This is a genomic window from Rhodoferax sp. XS2R6, from assembly GCF_056521365.1.
Genome location: NZ_JBWMAY010000001.1, coordinates 30,048 through 44,450, shown reverse-complemented (window position 1 = coordinate 44,450; position 14,403 = coordinate 30,048). Strand labels below are relative to the sequence as shown.

Genomic DNA, 14,403 nt, shown 5'->3' with positions numbered 1-14,403 from the left:
TGGTATGTACATTCCGTCTGCGCCACATTTTTGGTGCGTTTGATTGATCTAACCGTTACGGAGATATCGATGAAAAAGTTTCTGATTGCATCTGTTCTGTCCTTGGGTGTGGCTTTCTCTGCCCAGGCCAAAGACATTGTGGATACCGCCGTAGGTGCGGGCAGCTTCAAGACCCTGGCCGCAGCGCTGGGCGCGGCAGGTCTGGTGGATACCCTCAAGGGCAAGGGCCCGTTCACGGTGTTTGCCCCCACCGACGAAGCCTTTGCCAAGATCCCCAAGGCTGACCTGGACGCCTTGCTGAAAGACAAAGCCAAGCTGACTGCCATCCTCACCTACCACGTGGTGCCCGGCAAGGTCATGGCGGCTGACGTGCGTGCTGGCAAGGTGAAAACCGTGCAGGGCTCCGAGCTGACCATCTCCACCACCGGCGGGGTGATGGTGGACAACGCCAAGGTTGTCAAAACCGACATCGTGGCCGACAACGGCGTGATCCACGTGATCGACAGCGTGGTGATCCCCAAGTAAACGCTGAACCTTTCGTTCGCTGCCCAGGACTGCACTGCATTCCTGGGCTTTTTGGTTTTTAACCGGGCCCTGCCCACTCTGCCCATGAACCTCTTGCATCTATTGCCCGCCCGGTTGCTGTTGCCCTGGTTCGCGGCCCTGGCTTTGCTGTCTGCCCAGGCTGTGTGGGCCCAATCTGCCGCGCCCGCCGCTGCCCCGGCCACAGTGGCCGCCCCTGCCGAGCTGGCCCCTTATGGGCCCAAGTGGCAAGCCAAAGGCACTGGCACGCTGCGGTTCTTTGGTTTTAAGGCCTACGACGCGACGCTGTGGCTGCCTGGCGCTGACGCTACCTTCAGTTTCTCGCGCCCGTTTGCGCTCGATATCCGGTACGCCACGACCATCAAGGGGCGTGACATCACCAACACCTCGTTGATTGAGCTGCAGCGCATCAGCACCTCGTCGCCAGAGCAAATCCTGGCGTGGTCCAAATGGATGGAGACGTTGTTTGTGGACGTTAAGTCGGGTGACCAACTGGTGGGTGTGCACCTGCCGGGGGAGGGCGCACGCTTCTTCTTGAATGGCAAGTTGCTGGGCGAAACCGCAGACGCGGCGTTTAGCGAGGCCTTCTTCAAGATCTGGCTGGACCCCAAAACCAAACGCCCCGAGCTGCGCGCCGCTTTGCTGGCGCAAGCGCCGGAGCCACGGCGGTAGTCCGCACAGGCCATCGCCATGCAGGCCCTGCGCACCCTGGTCTGGTTCAAGCGCGACCTGCGTGTGCACGACCATGCGCCCCTGGTTGCGGCGCAGCGCTGCGGCGATGCAGCGGGCCTCTTCATCATCGAACCCGAATGGTTGCAGAGCCCCGAGTGTGATGCGCAGCATGTGGACTTTGTGCTGCGCTGCCTGGACGAGCTGCGTGCTGCGCTGGCCGCGCGTGGCCTGCCGCTGCTGGTGCGCGTGGGCTCGGCGCTGCCGGTGCTCACCGCGCTGCATGCCGAGCTGGGCTTTGGTCAACTGCTGAGCCACGAGGAAACCGGCCCCGGTTGGAGCTACCGCCGCGATGTGCAGGTGGGCCAGTGGTGCCAGGCGCACCAGGTGGCGTGGCAAGAATTCACCCAGACCGGTGTGGTGCGCCGCCTGCGCAGCCGCAGCGGCTGGGCAGGGCGCTGGCAGGCGCGCATGGATGCGCCCTTGCAACTGCTGGAGGGCGGGTTTGCCGCCGCTGCGCCGCTGGACCAGCCCGTGCTGCCCACGTTGGCCGAATTGGGCTTTGCGCCGCATGGCAGGCAGCTGCAGCGCGCCGGAGAAAAAGCCGCACGCCGCACCCTGCAGACGTTTTTGGCCGAGCGGGGGTATGACTACCGCAAGGCCCTCTCCAGCCCACTCACGGCCCAAGACGGCTGCAGCCGCCTGAGCCCGCACCTGGCCTTTGGCACGTTGTCTGTGCGCACGGTGCACCAGGCCACTGAGGTCACCATTGCCACCACCCCCGACCGCACCTTGGCCCACGCGCTGCGCGGCTTTGCCGGGCGGCTCCGCTGGCACTGCCACTTCATGCAAAAGCTGGAAGACGAGCCGGGCATTGAGTTCCACAACTTTGCGCGTGTGTGCGACGGCCTGCGGGAGGACGACTTCAACGACGACCACTTTGCCGCCTGGTGCGAGGGCCGCACCGGCTACCCCATGGTGGACGCCTGCATGCGCTCTCTGGTGGCCACCGGCTGGCTGAACTTTCGCATGCGCGCCATGCTGGTGAGCTTTGCCAGTTACCACCTGTGGCTGCACTGGCGCGAGCCGGGCTTGTTTTTGGCGCGGCAGTTTCTCGACTTTGAGCCCGGCATCCACTGGAGCCAGATGCAGATGCAAAGCGGCACCACCGGCATCAACACGCTGCGCATGTATTCGCCCACCAAGCAGGCGCAGGACCAGGACCCCGAGGGCGTGTTCATCCGCCGCTGGGTGCCCGAGTTGGCCCGTGTGCCGCTGCCGTATTTGGCTGAGCCGTGGAAGATGGACGCCAGCGTGCAGAACATGGCGGGCTGCCAGATGGGCACCGACTACCCAGCCCCGGTGGTGGATGACAAACGTGCCATGAAGGCTGCCAAAGACCGCATGTACGGCCTGCGCCAAACCCAGGAGGCGCGTGCAGAGGCGGGCGATGTGCAGGCACGGCACGGGTCGCGCAAAAGCGGCCTGCCGCCCTCTGGCCAGCGGCGCAAGGTGGCTGCAAAGCCCCGTGCCAAAACCGCCGACACGCCATCGCCCCAGGGCGACCTGTTTGGCTGACACCCGCAAAGCACCCATGAAAAACAACGCCAAAAACGACTTCAAGGGCAACAAACAATCGCTGCCCAGCAAACCGTGCGCCGTGTGCGGCCGCACCATGACCTGGCGCAAGGCCTGGGCCAAAAACTGGGACGCGGTGCGCTACTGCTCCGACGCCTGCAGGGCCAAAAAATGAACTCACTGAACACCATGCCCACTACCCCTATGCCCGCCCAGGTGCGCCACTTGGTCATCGTGCTGGGCGACCAGCTCGATGCCGAATCGTCTGCATTTGAAGGCTTTGACCCGGCCCAAGACGTGGTGTGGATGGCCGAGGTGGCGGAAGAGTCCACCCATGTGTGGTCCGCCAAGCAGCGCACGGCGGTGTTTTTAAGCGCCATGCGCCACTTTGCAGAGGACTTGCGCGCACGTGGCCTGCCGCTGCGCTACACCGCGCTGGACGACGACAACAACCCGGGCACGCTGGCCACCGTGCTGCAGCGGGACATTACCGCACTACAACCCGCGGGCCTGGTACTCACCGCGCCGGGCGACTGGCGCGTGCTGCACAACCTGCGCGCCGTGGCGGCAGCCCACCAACTGCCACTGGACCTGCGCGACGACCACCATTTCTTCAGCACCGTGCGCGAGTTTGCGGCGCACGCCCAAGGCCGCAAACAGCTGCGCCTGGAGTACTGGTACCGCGCGCTGCGCCAAAAACACGGCATCTTGATGGACGGCAAAGCCCCCGTGGGCGGGCAGTGGAACTTTGACGCCGACAACCGTGAGTCCTTTGGCAAGGCCGGGCCGCAGCAGGTGCCGCCACCCACCCGCTTTGCGCCCGACGCCATCACGCAAGACGTCATCACCCTGGTCAACACCCGCTTTGCCAGCCACCCCGGCACGCTGCACAGTTTTGGTTGGCCGGTGACGCGCCCGCAGGCGCTGCAGGCCTTGCACGCCTTCATCACCGAGCGCTTGCCGCTGTTTGGCAAGTATGAAGACGCCATGTGGGCGGGCGAGGCCTGGCTCTACCACTCGCACTTGAGCTGTGCGCTCAACCTCAAGCTGATCAACCCGCGTGAGGTGGTGCAGGCCGCCGAAGACGCCCACCGCGCAGGCCATGCGCCGCTGGCCGCGGTGGAGGGGTTTATCCGGCAAATTTTGGGCTGGCGCGAATATGTGCGTGGCATCTACTGGACCCAAATGCCCAGCTACCTGGCGCGCAACGCGTTGGATGCGCAGGCCGACTTGCCCGCCTGGTACTGGACCGGTGACACCGAGATGGCTTGCCTCAAAGACGCCATTGGCCAAACCCTGGAACACGGCTACGCCCACCACATCCAACGCCTGATGGTGACCGGGCTGTATGCGCTGCTGCTGGGCGTGAAGCCACAGGCGGTGCACGTCTGGTATCTGGCGGTGTATGTGGATGCAGTGGAATGGGTGGAGCTGCCCAACACGCTGGGCATGGGTCAGTTTGGCGATGGCGGGCTGATGGCCAGCAAGCCCTATGTGGCCAGCGGCAAATACATCCAGCGCATGAGCAACCACTGCCAGGGCTGCCGCTATGACCCCGCGCAGTCCACCGGCGCCCAAGCCTGCCCCTTCACCACGCTGTACTGGGACTTTCTGATGCAGCACGAGGCGCTGCTCAAACCCAATGCCCGCATGGCCATGCAGCTCAAAAACCTGGCACGGCTGGACGACAGCGCGCGTGACGCTATCCGCCAGCAGGCGGCGCAGCACCGGGTGGCGCAGGGCCTGGCCGGATCGTCCTGACGAACGTGGGCAGCCTGCTGGAGGCGGATTTTTAGTGCCAAATTGGCCTCTAGCCCTCGTGGAGTATGCGCAAACAGCTATTGATTTGATAGCGATTTGCCCGGCGCCGGTGGCGCTTTGGGGCTGAGGCCGAACTCGCTGGCCAGTTCCCGGTAGCTGTCAACCTGCTGCTGGATGGTGTGGTCCAGTGCGGGGCCGGCGATCCAGCCACGCTCCATGCCCGCGCGCGCCAGTGCACGCGCCATGCCCGGGTGGCTGGCCGCTTTGGCCAGTGCGTCGGCCCATTCTTTGTAGTCGCGTTCTGGCACGCCGGGCCCCATGTAGAGCCCGCGCAGAATGGGCCACTGGATGTCAAAGCCCTGCTCGCGCGCCGTGGGCACGCCCGACAAACGCCCGCCCAGCCGTTTGTCCGACAGCACGGCCAGCACACGCACGGCCCCCCCTTGTTCAATCTGCCGGCCCACTTCGGCTGCGTCGCCGGCCAGCACCTGCACATGGTTGTCACCCAGGGCGGAGAGGGCTTCGCCGCCACCCTCAAACGCCACAAAACGCATGACCTTGTGGCTGACGCCCGCCGCGCGCGCCAGCAGGGCGGCCTTCATCCAGTCCTGGCTGCCGATGGAGCCACCAGCGCCGAAGACGATGCCGGCCGGGTTGCGGCGCAAGGCCTCCATCAGCTGGCCCAGGGTCTTGTAGGGGGAGTCGCGCTGCACGGCCACCACGCCGTAGTCCATGCCCAGCACTGCCAGCCAGCGCACGCTTTGCGTGGAGTAGGGGCCAAAGCGGTTTTGCGCCAGGTTCAGCAGCGAGCCCGATGAGAAGGCCACCACCGTCTTGCTGTCGGGTGGGCGTTGGGTTGCCGTGGCCTTGAAGGCCAGCGCGCCGATGCCGCCGGGCTGGTAGGCAATGGTCAGTGGTGTGCGGCTGGCAGCGACTTGCTGCAGCAGGTCGCGTGTGAGCTGGCAGGTCAGGTCAAAGCCGCCACCGGGTTTGGCGGGGGCCACGCAGCGCCCCCCGTCCACCGCGCCGGCCATCGCCAGGTGGCTGCCCCCCGCACACGCTAGCAGCAGGGCAAGCTGCAGGACCCAAGCGCAGGCGTGCTTCACCGCGGCCACCATAGCGCCACACACAGCCCGGGGCCGGGGTCCAGGGGCTCCACACGCAGGCTGCCACCGTGGGCCTCGATGACCGAGCGCGCAATCGCCATGCCCAGGCCCGAGCCCGGGCTATGGCGCCCTTTGACAAAGCGTTGCCCGGCTTGCTCGCGTAGGTCGTCGTCCATACCGTCTCCATCGTCGGTCACCTGCACGCGGTAGCCCTGGGTGTCGGCCGCAGCCCCCAGGGTGGCTGTGCCTTGCGGGCGGCCATGCTGGATGGCGTTGTGCGCCAGGTTGAGCAGGGCTTGGCGCAGCAGGGCGCGGTCGCCCACGCAGGGCAGGCCGTTTTCGGGGGCGTCCACCCCAAAGTCCACGCCACGTTCGCGCGCCAGCGGCATCAGCTCCAGCGCCACTTCGCGCACCAGCGTTGCCAGGTCAAATGGGGACTGCTGGGCCACACCGGTGTCGCTGCGGGCCAGGGCCAGCAGCTGGTTGGTGGCGCGGATGGCGTGGCCCAGTGCGTCTGACAAGGCGCGCAGGGCGAGTGCTTTTTGGGTTGGGTCTTGCTCGCGCAGGATGAAGTCGAGCTGGGCGCGCAGCACGCTCAGCGGTGTGCGCAGCTGGTGCGATGCGTCGTCCACAAAGCCGCGCTGCTCGGCGATCAGCGTTTCGGTGCGTTGCAGCTGCTGGTTGATGGCGTCCACCAGCGGGCGCACATCGCGGGGCAGATCTTGCGCGGGCAGGGGGCGCATGTCCTCGGCACTGCGGTCGCTGGTTTGCCGGGCCAGCCGGGTGAGCGGGCGCAGCGCCAGCGTCAGCCCCACCCACACTGCCAGCACCATGGCGGCTAGAAACACCGCATCGCGCAGCAGGCTGCGGCGCAGAAAGCTGGCGGTGAACTGCTCGCGCGAGGCCGTGCTCTCGGCCACCTGGATCACTACAAAGCCGCTGTCCGAGCTCTCCAGCGCCTGCGCCAGCGGGCGCATGAAGGCGCCCACGCGCACCGATTCTCCAAAGTACACCGCATCGTAAAACTGGGGCTGGCCCGGCAGCAGGGCGCGCGGCGGGGTGGGCAGATCGGGGTTGCCAATCTCCACCAGGCCATCTGCCGTGGCCACGCGGAAGTACACGCTGCCCGTGGCGGTGAGCTGGAAGAACTCGAACAGCCGGTAGGGCAGCTCCACTGCCAGCCCGCCAGACCCGGTGGAGACATTCAGGTCCAGCGCCTTGATGGCGCCCAGGAGCGAGCGGTCGTAGGCGGCGTTGGCAGCGGCCACCGAGTCGCTGCGGGTGAGCCACAGGCTGCCCACCGTCACCAGCGCCATGACGGGCAGCAGCAAGACCAGCAGGCGTACCTTAAGGCTGGCTTGGCGTATCCGATTCCAGTGCATAACCCAGGCCTCGGTAAGTGTGGATGCGCACGCCGCTGTGTTCCAGGCGTTTGCGCAGGCGGTGCAGCAGCATGTCCAGCGCGCTGGCCTGCACATCGGCCTCGTCGCTGAAGATGCGGTCCATGGCCTGCTGGCGCGAGAGCGGCTCGCCGCTGCGTGAAATCAGGGCTTTGAGCAGCGCGTGTTCGCGGGGCGAGAGTTGCACCACATCACCTTCGAGCGTGAACTGCCGCGTCACCGTGTCAAAGGCCAGCGGGCCGCAGGCAAAACGCGGGTGTTCGCTGCCGCGTGCGCGGCGCACCAGGGCGGTGAGCCGGGCCTCCAGCTCGGCCAGTGCAAAGGGTTTGGGCAGAAAGTCGTCGGCGCCCTGGTTGAGCGTGTTCACGCGTTCGGTCAGCGAGTCGCGCGCCGTCAGCACCAGCACGGGCAGTCGGCTGTCCTTGCTGCGCAGGCGGCGCAGGATGTCGGTGCCACTGCGCCCGGGCAGGCCCAGGTCCAGCACCAGCACGTCGTAGTCGGTCTCGGCCAAGGCCTGCTCCACCAGGCGCCCGTCGTCGCGCCAGTCCACCCGGTGGCTGCTTTGCTCCAGGGCCTTGCTGAGCCACTCGCCCAGGGCGTGTTCGTCTTCGGCCAGGAGGATGTGCATGCGGCGGATTATGGGTCAGCGTCTGCGGTGCGGCTGATAGGGAATTGTTAGGTTGGGCCCGGCATCATGGCGCCGGCTTACCCACAACAAGGAGACAAAACATGACCGAAACCACACTCAACCGCCGCCAATGGCTGGGCGCCAGCGCTGCCGCCGCATCCGGCCTGTGGCTGCCACCCGCGCTGGCCCAGAGCAGCTGGCCCAGCAAACCCCTGCGCCTGGTGGTGCCCTTTGCGCCCGGTGGCAGCTCGGAGATCGTGGCCCGTGCCATTGCCGGCGAGATGGCCAAGACCATGGGCCAGAACGTGTTTGTGGAAAACAAGCCTGGCGCCGCTGGCAACATTGCCATGCAGGAAGTGGCCAACAACACGGACGAGCATTCCTTCATCCTGGGCCACATCGGCACACTGGCGGTCAACCCCTTTATCTTTTCCAAGCTACCCTACGACGCCGAGCGCGATTTTGTGCCCGTCACCCTGATCTCCAAGGTGCCCAGCCTGTATGTGGTACACCCTGATTTGCCGGTGCACAACCTCAAAGAGTTTGTGGCCTATGCCAAGAGCAAGCCCGGGCAGCTGAACTACGGCTCGGCCGGCAACGGCAGCGCGGGCCATCTGGCGTTTGAATACCTCAAGATGGTCAGTGGCACTTTTATGCTGCACGTGCCTTACCGCGGCACCGGCCCCATGTTGACCGACCTGATGGCCGGCCGCCTGCAGGCGGCTTCCGTCGGTGCCCCGGCGCTGTTGGCGTTTATCAGATCAGGCAAGCTGCGCTGCATTGCTACTGGCACCCCTGAGCGCCTGCCCCAGTTGCCTGATGTGCCCACCGTGGCCGAGCAGGGCTACAAGGGTTTCGAGATGACGCAGTGGTACGGCCTGCTGGCACCGCGCAAATGGGCCAAGGCCAATGTGGACAAGCTGGAAGCCGAGGCGATCAAGGCCGCGCGCGGCAGCATTGTCAAAGACAAGCTGTCGCAGGAAACTGCGCTGGCCGTAGGCAACACGGGCAAAGAGTTCGACGCCTTCATCAAGGCGGAGAAGGCGCGCTGGAAGCCCGTGATCGACCGCGCCCAGATCAAGCCCGAAGGTCTGGGCTAACGGGGGCCCCGCGAGGCGGGGCACTCCACCTTTATGCCTCACCCGTGGCCAGCGCAAACCCTTCGTCCAGCCAGCCGGTAATGCCGCCCGCCATGATCTTGACGGGCCGGCCCAGGCGCGCCAGCCGCAGCGCGCCGCGGGCGGCACCGTTGCAGTGGGGCCCGGCGCAGTAGGTCACAAACAGGGTGTCGGCCGACCATTGGGCCATCTTGCTGTCCACGATCTTGCCGTGCGGCAGGTTGATGGCGCCGGGCACATGGCCGCGTGCAAACAGGGCAGGGGAGCGCACGTCCAGCAGCACAAAGTCGGCGCCCTGGGCCAGCGCGTCGTGGGTGTCCCAGCAGTCGGCCTCAAAGGTGAATTCGGCGGCAAAGTGTGCCTCGGCCAGGGCAGAGGGGGCGGCGGGGATGGCGGTGACTGCAGTAGGCATCTGGGGTTCTCCGGTAAGTGATTCGATGCCCCTATGGTGCAAGTGCGGCCTGTTTTCTACAATTGGCGTAAAAGCCATTTATGACAAAAAACACGCCAAATCCTGCCGCTGCGCCACCTGCGCACTCCACCACAGGCCCGCTGGTCGTCGCCCCGGTGTACGACGGCTTGTGCACCTTCGAGTTTTCCATCGTGGCCGAGATCTTTGGCCTGGCCCGGCCCGAGATGGGGCCCGGCTGGTACCGCTTTGCCAGCGCCGCCATCGAGCCCGGCCCGTTGCGCGCCCACGGTGGCTTGCAGGTCACCACCGATGGCGACCCCAGCCTGCTGGAGCAGGCGGACCTCATCGTGATGGCGGGGTGGAAGGGGGCGCAGGTGCCCGTGCCTAGTGATCTGACAGAGCACTTGCGGGCGGCCTGGCAGCGCGGCGCGCGGCTGGCGTCCATTTGCTCCGGCGCCTTTGTGCTGGCGGCCACCGGCCTGCTGGACGGCCAGCGCGCCGCCACCCACTGGCGCTACGCCAAGGCGCTGCAGGCCCGCCACCCCAGCATCGAGGTAGACGCCAGCGTGTTGTATGCCGAGGGTGAGCGCATCTACACCTCGGCTGGCAGTGCCGCGGGCATGGACCTGATGCTGCACATCGTGCGCAGCGACTTTGGGGTGGACGCTGCCAACAGCGTGGCGCGCCGCCTGGTCATGCCGCCGCACCGCAGCGGCGGCCAAGCCCAGTTCATCGAACGCCCCGTACCGCAACATGGCGACCAACGGCTGGTGCAACTGCTGGAGCAGGTGCGCACCGACTTGCGAGCGCCCTGGACGGTAGACCAGATGGCCAGCCAAGTGGCCATGAGCCCGCGCACTTTTTTGCGTCGTTTTGTGGAGCTCACCGGTCAGTCCCCCGGCCAATGGGTGGTGGCGGAACGCGTGGAGCATGCGAAGCGCTTGTTGGAAGGCAGCGCGCTGCCGGTGGAGCGTATTGCCACCGAGGTGGGGCTGGGCAGCCTTCAGGCGCTGCGGCACCATTTTCAGCAACAGCTGGGGCTGTCGCCGCGGGATTATCGGGCGATGTTTGGGCGGCAGGTGGTGGGTGAGGTTTGAGTGCCTAATAGGTCTCTAGCGCTTATGGAATAAGCGTAAGAAGCTATGGATTCAATAGCAAGCGTCAGCGTGTTGAATCAGGCAGGTTGGCTGAAGTAGGTCCCTGTGCTACCTCTCTGGCCTTTTCCGCCAAAGCAATTACTTCTCGCATTTCGTAAATCAATTTGCGGAAGGCCTCCTCTGCTTCATCCAACGCCTTTGGGATTGGTTCTCGATCATGGGGCAGTGGGTTGCCCAGCAACTCCCAAACTAGTGATTCGGCCAATCCGACATCCTCAACATTTCGATAGCGATGAATTTCCCATCCATCGCTAAGTCGCTCTTTGTATGCCACGTTGTTTGGGGCGTTATCTAGTCCCACTCTGACAAACCCCGGCTTGTCTGGATGCGTCAATAGGTAGACGACGCCCGCATTTATTCTTTGCCTAATTTCTTCTGGGTCGCTTTCGCCAACCCCACATTCAGGGCAACCCTGACCGTCTCCCACATCCTTGGGGATCGTCCGCCATGTGTGGCCGTTACTGCAACGAAAGTTGGCTTTTCCACTAGCGATACTTCTCACGTGGCTCAAAAGAGTGATGCCCCGGCTTTCCAGTCGTTTTCTGATTGATGCCGTATTGGCGTACACATGATCCGGCAAGGGGCTTGGTTGAGGTCGAATCCCAGCTTTCTTTGCTGTATCCAGTCCTCTTTGCAATTGATCCCAGTTCATCGATTCGACTTCAACTCCGTATCGATACGGGATGTCTGCGAACGGTGTTTTCCCCCAGAAAACCGACTCTGCCCAATAGATATCTGGAACAGCGTGGAATTCCTTCAACTCCCATTTTTGGCCAGTCGTATGAACTACTTGGCCGGCATATTTTTCATACCGGTTGTTGTGTTCGATCAAGCGCTGTTCCGGGTCACGAGTAGTCACTCCAACTTTGAATAGATTGGGGTTGGATGGGTGAGTTAACACATAGATAAAACCGGCTTTCATTGCACGTTTCCTATGGATTGATCAAAGTGAAATTTGCATTTTCTGTGCAAGTGCGATCAAGTATGTAAGTTATCGCAACCGAACTCCATACCCACAAGCCTCACCAGTTTCTCCACCCCCCAGCCTGCGCCGGCGCTTTCTTTGCAGTGGTGACCCAATGCAATGTGGTCTTTTTGTAGCCCGGCGGCGTGGGCGTGCAGCCAGGTGCGGAAGAGGAGGAGGGTGGGGGTAGCAAAGAAAGTGGGCACGGGTATGGCGTGATTTATATATAAAATTGGTCTGTAAGGCTTATGGATATTGCGCAACTAGCTATCAATTGCATAGCGATTTGTAGTCGTGCGTGGCGGCGTCATCCTGCTAGTCTGCCCCTTGCTGATAATGCAAACGCCAGGCACTACACGCAAGACTTTCCACCCCACCACCAAGGAGATTCATATGGCCAACGCCCTGAACTGGTTTGAGATTCCCGTGTCCGATTTCCGCCGCGCGCAAGCGTTTTACGAGGCCATCCTGGGGAACGCGCTTGAACGCATGGACATGGGGCCCACGGTGATGGGAATGTTCCCCGTCGACCAGGCCTCGGTTGGTGGGGCCATTGTTTTCGATGGCAGTAGCCAGCCATCCGCCAATGGCACGGTGGTGTATCTCAACGCAGGCGTGGACCTGGCCCCGATCTTGGGGCGTGTGGAGGCCGCAGGCGGGCGCATCCTGGTGCCCAAAACCGAAATCGGCAACAACTTCGGCTTCTTTGCGCACTTTCTGGATTCCGAGGGCAACAAGGTGGGTCTGCACTCCATGGCCTGAAGGGTTGCCACTCTGCCAGTGGTGCTACGAGGCGACCCGCACCACCGGTGCCCGGTCATCAGGCCACTGCAAAGCCTCAGGCTTTGGGCAGGCGGGTCAGTTGCAGCTCCGCCAGCGACGCATACAAGGGTGCGCTGATGAGGCGCGACACGGCGCTGGCAAACAAGGCGCTGGCCATGAGGCTCAGCACCAGGGCGTGGCCGTCCACCATTTCCATAACGATGATGAAGGCGGTGAGTGGGGCTTGGGTCACAGCGGCCAAAAATGCGGCCATGCCCAGGGCGATGAGGGTGGGCGGGTTGGCATACGACGTCCATTGCGCCACATCGCCGCCCACGGCGCCACCAATGGCCAGCGACGGCGCAAAGATGCCACCGGGCACACCGGCCCAGGCGGTGAGCCAGGTGGTGACGAACTTGAGCAACACATACAGGGAGCTGGTGTCGCCAGTGTTCTCCAGCGACGCCTTGGTGTGCGCATAGCCGCTGCCAAAGGTGTCGCCTGCCGTTACCACACCAATTACGGCAACGCCCAGGCCGCACGCTGCGGCAAATGCCACCGGCCGGGCTTTGCGTTGTGTGCTGAACCAGTCCAGCGAATGGCCGGCCAAAGACACCACCAGCAAGCGCGCAAACAAGCCCCCCAGCAGGCCGCAGGCCAGTGACACCAGAATGCCTGGCAGCAGCGTGGCCCAGCCAAAACCTTCTACCCGAATGATGCCAAAGTAGCTGCCATTGCCATAGGCCGAGATACCCATCAGCCCCGCCAGCACGATGGCGGCGATGGTGAGGCCGTGGTTGCGGTTCTCGGGTTTGCGGGTCAGCTCTTCAATGGCAAACATGACGCCGCCCAGCGGCGTGTTGAACGCAGCCGCAATGCCTGCGGCACCACCGGCCACCAGCAGGCTGTGTTCGCTGATCTGGGAGCGCTTGGGTAACCAGCGGCGCACGCTGTGCATGACGCCCGCCGCAATCTGCACCGACGGGCCTTCGCGCCCCAGCGACAGGCCGCCCAGCAGGCCCCAGGCGGTGAGCACCGCCTTGGCCAGTGCCAAGCGCAGGGACACAAACAGGCCACGCGTGCCCTCGGTAACCGCGGGGTCTTGTGCCGCCATGACCTGCGGAATGCCGGACCCAGCCGCGCCCGGGACGTAGCGCTTGGTAAGCCAGACGATGGCGGCTGCGGTGAGCGGTGTCCAAAGTAGCGGCGCCCACCAGTGGCCGGACTGCACCTTGAAGAACAGGGCGAGCGCGTGTTCGGTCAACCACGTGAAGCCGACCACGGTGAGGCCAGCCAGCGCGGCAAAGGTGATGAACAGGGCGCGGCCGCGCCAGAGGTGGGCGTCGTACAGCTCGTTTCTAAACGCCGAATAAATGTGGGGGGGCTGCCGCATCGTGTTGCCGTCCATGTGATCGCTGGGGTCAATCATACATTGGTACAAATGTATTTGTTATATTTGTACCAATGTAAATGGCATGAGTCACAACAACAAGGAGACCGACATGAAAGTAGGACTGATCGGATATGGCAAGGCAGGTAGCGCGGTGGCCCAGGTGTTAAGCGAAGACCCGCGCTACGCGCTGCAGTGGATCGCCACGCGCAGTGGCAAGCTGGCATCCGTGGAGTTGGGTGGGGCCAGCATCCCTGTTACCGCGTTGTCGTCGGACAGCTTGGCCGCTTGGCTGGACCAGCATCCGGTGGATGCCTTGGTAGATTTTTCGAATGCAGCGTCGGCGGCAATCTACGGGGAAGAGGTCAAGCGCAGAGGGCTGACGCTGGTAACGGCGATTTCGTCGTATGACGATGACCAGTTGGCCTGCATTCGCGCACTGGGTGCGCATGCCAAGGTGCTGTGTTCACCCAACATCACCGTGGGTATCAACTTTCTGATCATGGCCGCACGGCTGTTGCGGGAGATTGCGCCGTTTGCAGATGTCGAAATTCTGGAGCAGCATTTTCGGGACAAGCCGGAGGTGTCTGGCACGGCCAAAAAAATTGCAGAAAGCCTGGACGTGGGCGGCGACAAAATCACGTCCATGCGCTTGGGTGGCATCGTGGGGCACCACGAGGTGATCTTTGGCTTTCCGTACCAAACTGTGCGGCTGATCCACGACTCCATCAAGCGCGAAGCCTTTGGCACGGGGGCGGCATTTGCCCTGAACGAACTGCGCAATTGCCCCAATGGTTTTTACACGTTTGACGATGTGTTGATGAAGCGGGTGCGCGCGCAAATCCTGGCGGGCGGGGCCCACTAGCCGCGCCGCTACGGTGCCCCACCGTATGATTCGGGCACATTTACCGTCTC

Annotated in this window: 15 protein-coding genes; 9 read left to right on the top strand and 6 right to left on the bottom strand. The window is 63.9% G+C overall.

Translation table 11 applies throughout. The annotated features are described in order from the left end of the window. Positions 1–69: 69 nt before the first annotated feature. The 5 genes from AC097A_RS00220 to AC097A_RS00200 all read left to right on the top strand — a co-directional run bounded on the left by AC097A_RS00220 (position 70) and on the right by AC097A_RS00200 (position 4,551). Positions 70–525 (top strand): fasciclin domain-containing protein, encoded by a 456-nt coding sequence (locus tag AC097A_RS00220; RefSeq protein ID WP_479619319.1) that lies wholly within the window; start codon positions 70–72, stop codon positions 523–525. 84 nt (positions 526–609) lie between these two features. Next, positions 610–1,215, top strand: a complete 606-nt coding sequence (locus AC097A_RS00215) for a chalcone isomerase family protein (protein ID WP_479619318.1) — start codon at positions 610–612, stop codon at positions 1,213–1,215. Positions 1,216–1,233: 18 nt separating this feature from the next. Continuing rightward, complete coding sequence (locus AC097A_RS00210; protein ID WP_479619317.1) at positions 1,234–2,790, top strand: FAD-binding domain-containing protein; 1,557 nt, start codon at positions 1,234–1,236, stop codon at positions 2,788–2,790. 16 nt (positions 2,791–2,806) lie between these two features. Further along, positions 2,807–2,965: a DUF2256 domain-containing protein gene (locus AC097A_RS00205; protein ID WP_479619316.1), complete on the top strand. Its 159-nt coding sequence runs from the start codon at positions 2,807–2,809 to the stop codon at positions 2,963–2,965. Between the two features lie 14 nt (positions 2,966–2,979). Next, the gene (locus AC097A_RS00200; RefSeq protein ID WP_479619315.1) at positions 2,980–4,551 is read left to right on the top strand and encodes a cryptochrome/photolyase family protein; all 1,572 of its coding nucleotides are present in this window, start codon (positions 2,980–2,982) and stop codon (positions 4,549–4,551) included. Positions 4,552–4,628: 77 nt separating this feature from the next. Here the strand turns inward: AC097A_RS00200 and AC097A_RS00195 are convergent, their stop codons facing one another. The 3 genes from AC097A_RS00195 to AC097A_RS00185 are packed head-to-tail and all read right to left on the bottom strand — an operon-like array spanning position 4,629 to position 7,685. Continuing rightward, on the bottom strand, positions 4,629–5,669 hold the full coding sequence (locus tag AC097A_RS00195) for a tripartite tricarboxylate transporter substrate binding protein (protein ID WP_479619314.1): 1,041 nt from the start codon (positions 5,667–5,669) through the stop codon (positions 4,629–4,631). Beyond that, positions 5,654–7,039 (bottom strand): sensor histidine kinase, encoded by a 1,386-nt coding sequence (locus tag AC097A_RS00190; RefSeq protein WP_479619313.1) that lies wholly within the window; start codon positions 7,037–7,039, stop codon positions 5,654–5,656. The genes AC097A_RS00195 and AC097A_RS00190 overlap by 16 nt, the downstream gene beginning before the upstream one ends. Next, the gene (locus AC097A_RS00185; protein WP_479619312.1) at positions 7,005–7,685 is read right to left on the bottom strand and encodes a response regulator; all 681 of its coding nucleotides are present in this window, start codon (positions 7,683–7,685) and stop codon (positions 7,005–7,007) included. Before AC097A_RS00185 ends, AC097A_RS00190 begins: the two co-directional genes overlap by 35 nt. 101 nt (positions 7,686–7,786) lie before the next feature. Between AC097A_RS00185 and AC097A_RS00180 the strand changes: the two genes are divergently transcribed. Beyond that, entirely contained in the window at positions 7,787–8,785 is a 999-nt protein-coding gene (locus tag AC097A_RS00180) for a Bug family tripartite tricarboxylate transporter substrate binding protein (RefSeq protein ID WP_479619311.1), read from the top strand. Between the two features lie 31 nt (positions 8,786–8,816). On the opposite strand, the gene AC097A_RS00175 is transcribed toward AC097A_RS00180, so the two are convergent. Further along, positions 8,817–9,215 carry a rhodanese-like domain-containing protein gene (locus tag AC097A_RS00175; protein ID WP_479619310.1) on the bottom strand — a complete coding sequence of 133 codons (399 nt, stop codon included), beginning with the start codon at positions 9,213–9,215 and terminating at the stop codon, positions 8,817–8,819. 80 nt (positions 9,216–9,295) lie between these two features. Here AC097A_RS00175 and ftrA point away from each other — a divergent pair, with 80 nt between their 5' ends. After that, positions 9,296–10,312, top strand: coding sequence for a transcriptional regulator FtrA (gene ftrA, locus AC097A_RS00170; RefSeq protein ID WP_479619309.1), 1,017 nt, complete (start codon positions 9,296–9,298; stop codon positions 10,310–10,312). Between the two features lie 64 nt (positions 10,313–10,376). Here the strand turns inward: ftrA and AC097A_RS00165 are convergent, their stop codons facing one another. After that, on the bottom strand, positions 10,377–11,294 hold the full coding sequence (locus AC097A_RS00165) for a GIY-YIG nuclease family protein (protein ID WP_479619308.1): 918 nt from the start codon (positions 11,292–11,294) through the stop codon (positions 10,377–10,379). 435 nt (positions 11,295–11,729) lie between these two features. Here AC097A_RS00165 and AC097A_RS00160 point away from each other — a divergent pair, with 435 nt between their 5' ends. Further along, positions 11,730–12,098: a VOC family protein gene (locus AC097A_RS00160; RefSeq protein WP_479619307.1), complete on the top strand. Its 369-nt coding sequence runs from the start codon at positions 11,730–11,732 to the stop codon at positions 12,096–12,098. A gap of 76 nt (positions 12,099–12,174) precedes the next feature. Here AC097A_RS00160 and AC097A_RS00155 read toward each other — a convergent pair whose 3' ends face one another. Further along, entirely contained in the window at positions 12,175–13,527 is a 1,353-nt protein-coding gene (locus AC097A_RS00155) for a chloride channel protein (protein WP_479619306.1), read from the bottom strand. Between the two features lie 73 nt (positions 13,528–13,600). On the opposite strand from AC097A_RS00155, the gene AC097A_RS00150 reads away from it, so the two are divergent. Beyond that, positions 13,601–14,353 carry a 4-hydroxy-tetrahydrodipicolinate reductase gene (locus tag AC097A_RS00150; RefSeq protein ID WP_479619305.1) on the top strand — a complete coding sequence of 251 codons (753 nt, stop codon included), beginning with the start codon at positions 13,601–13,603 and terminating at the stop codon, positions 14,351–14,353. The last annotated feature ends 50 nt before the right edge of the window (positions 14,354–14,403 follow it).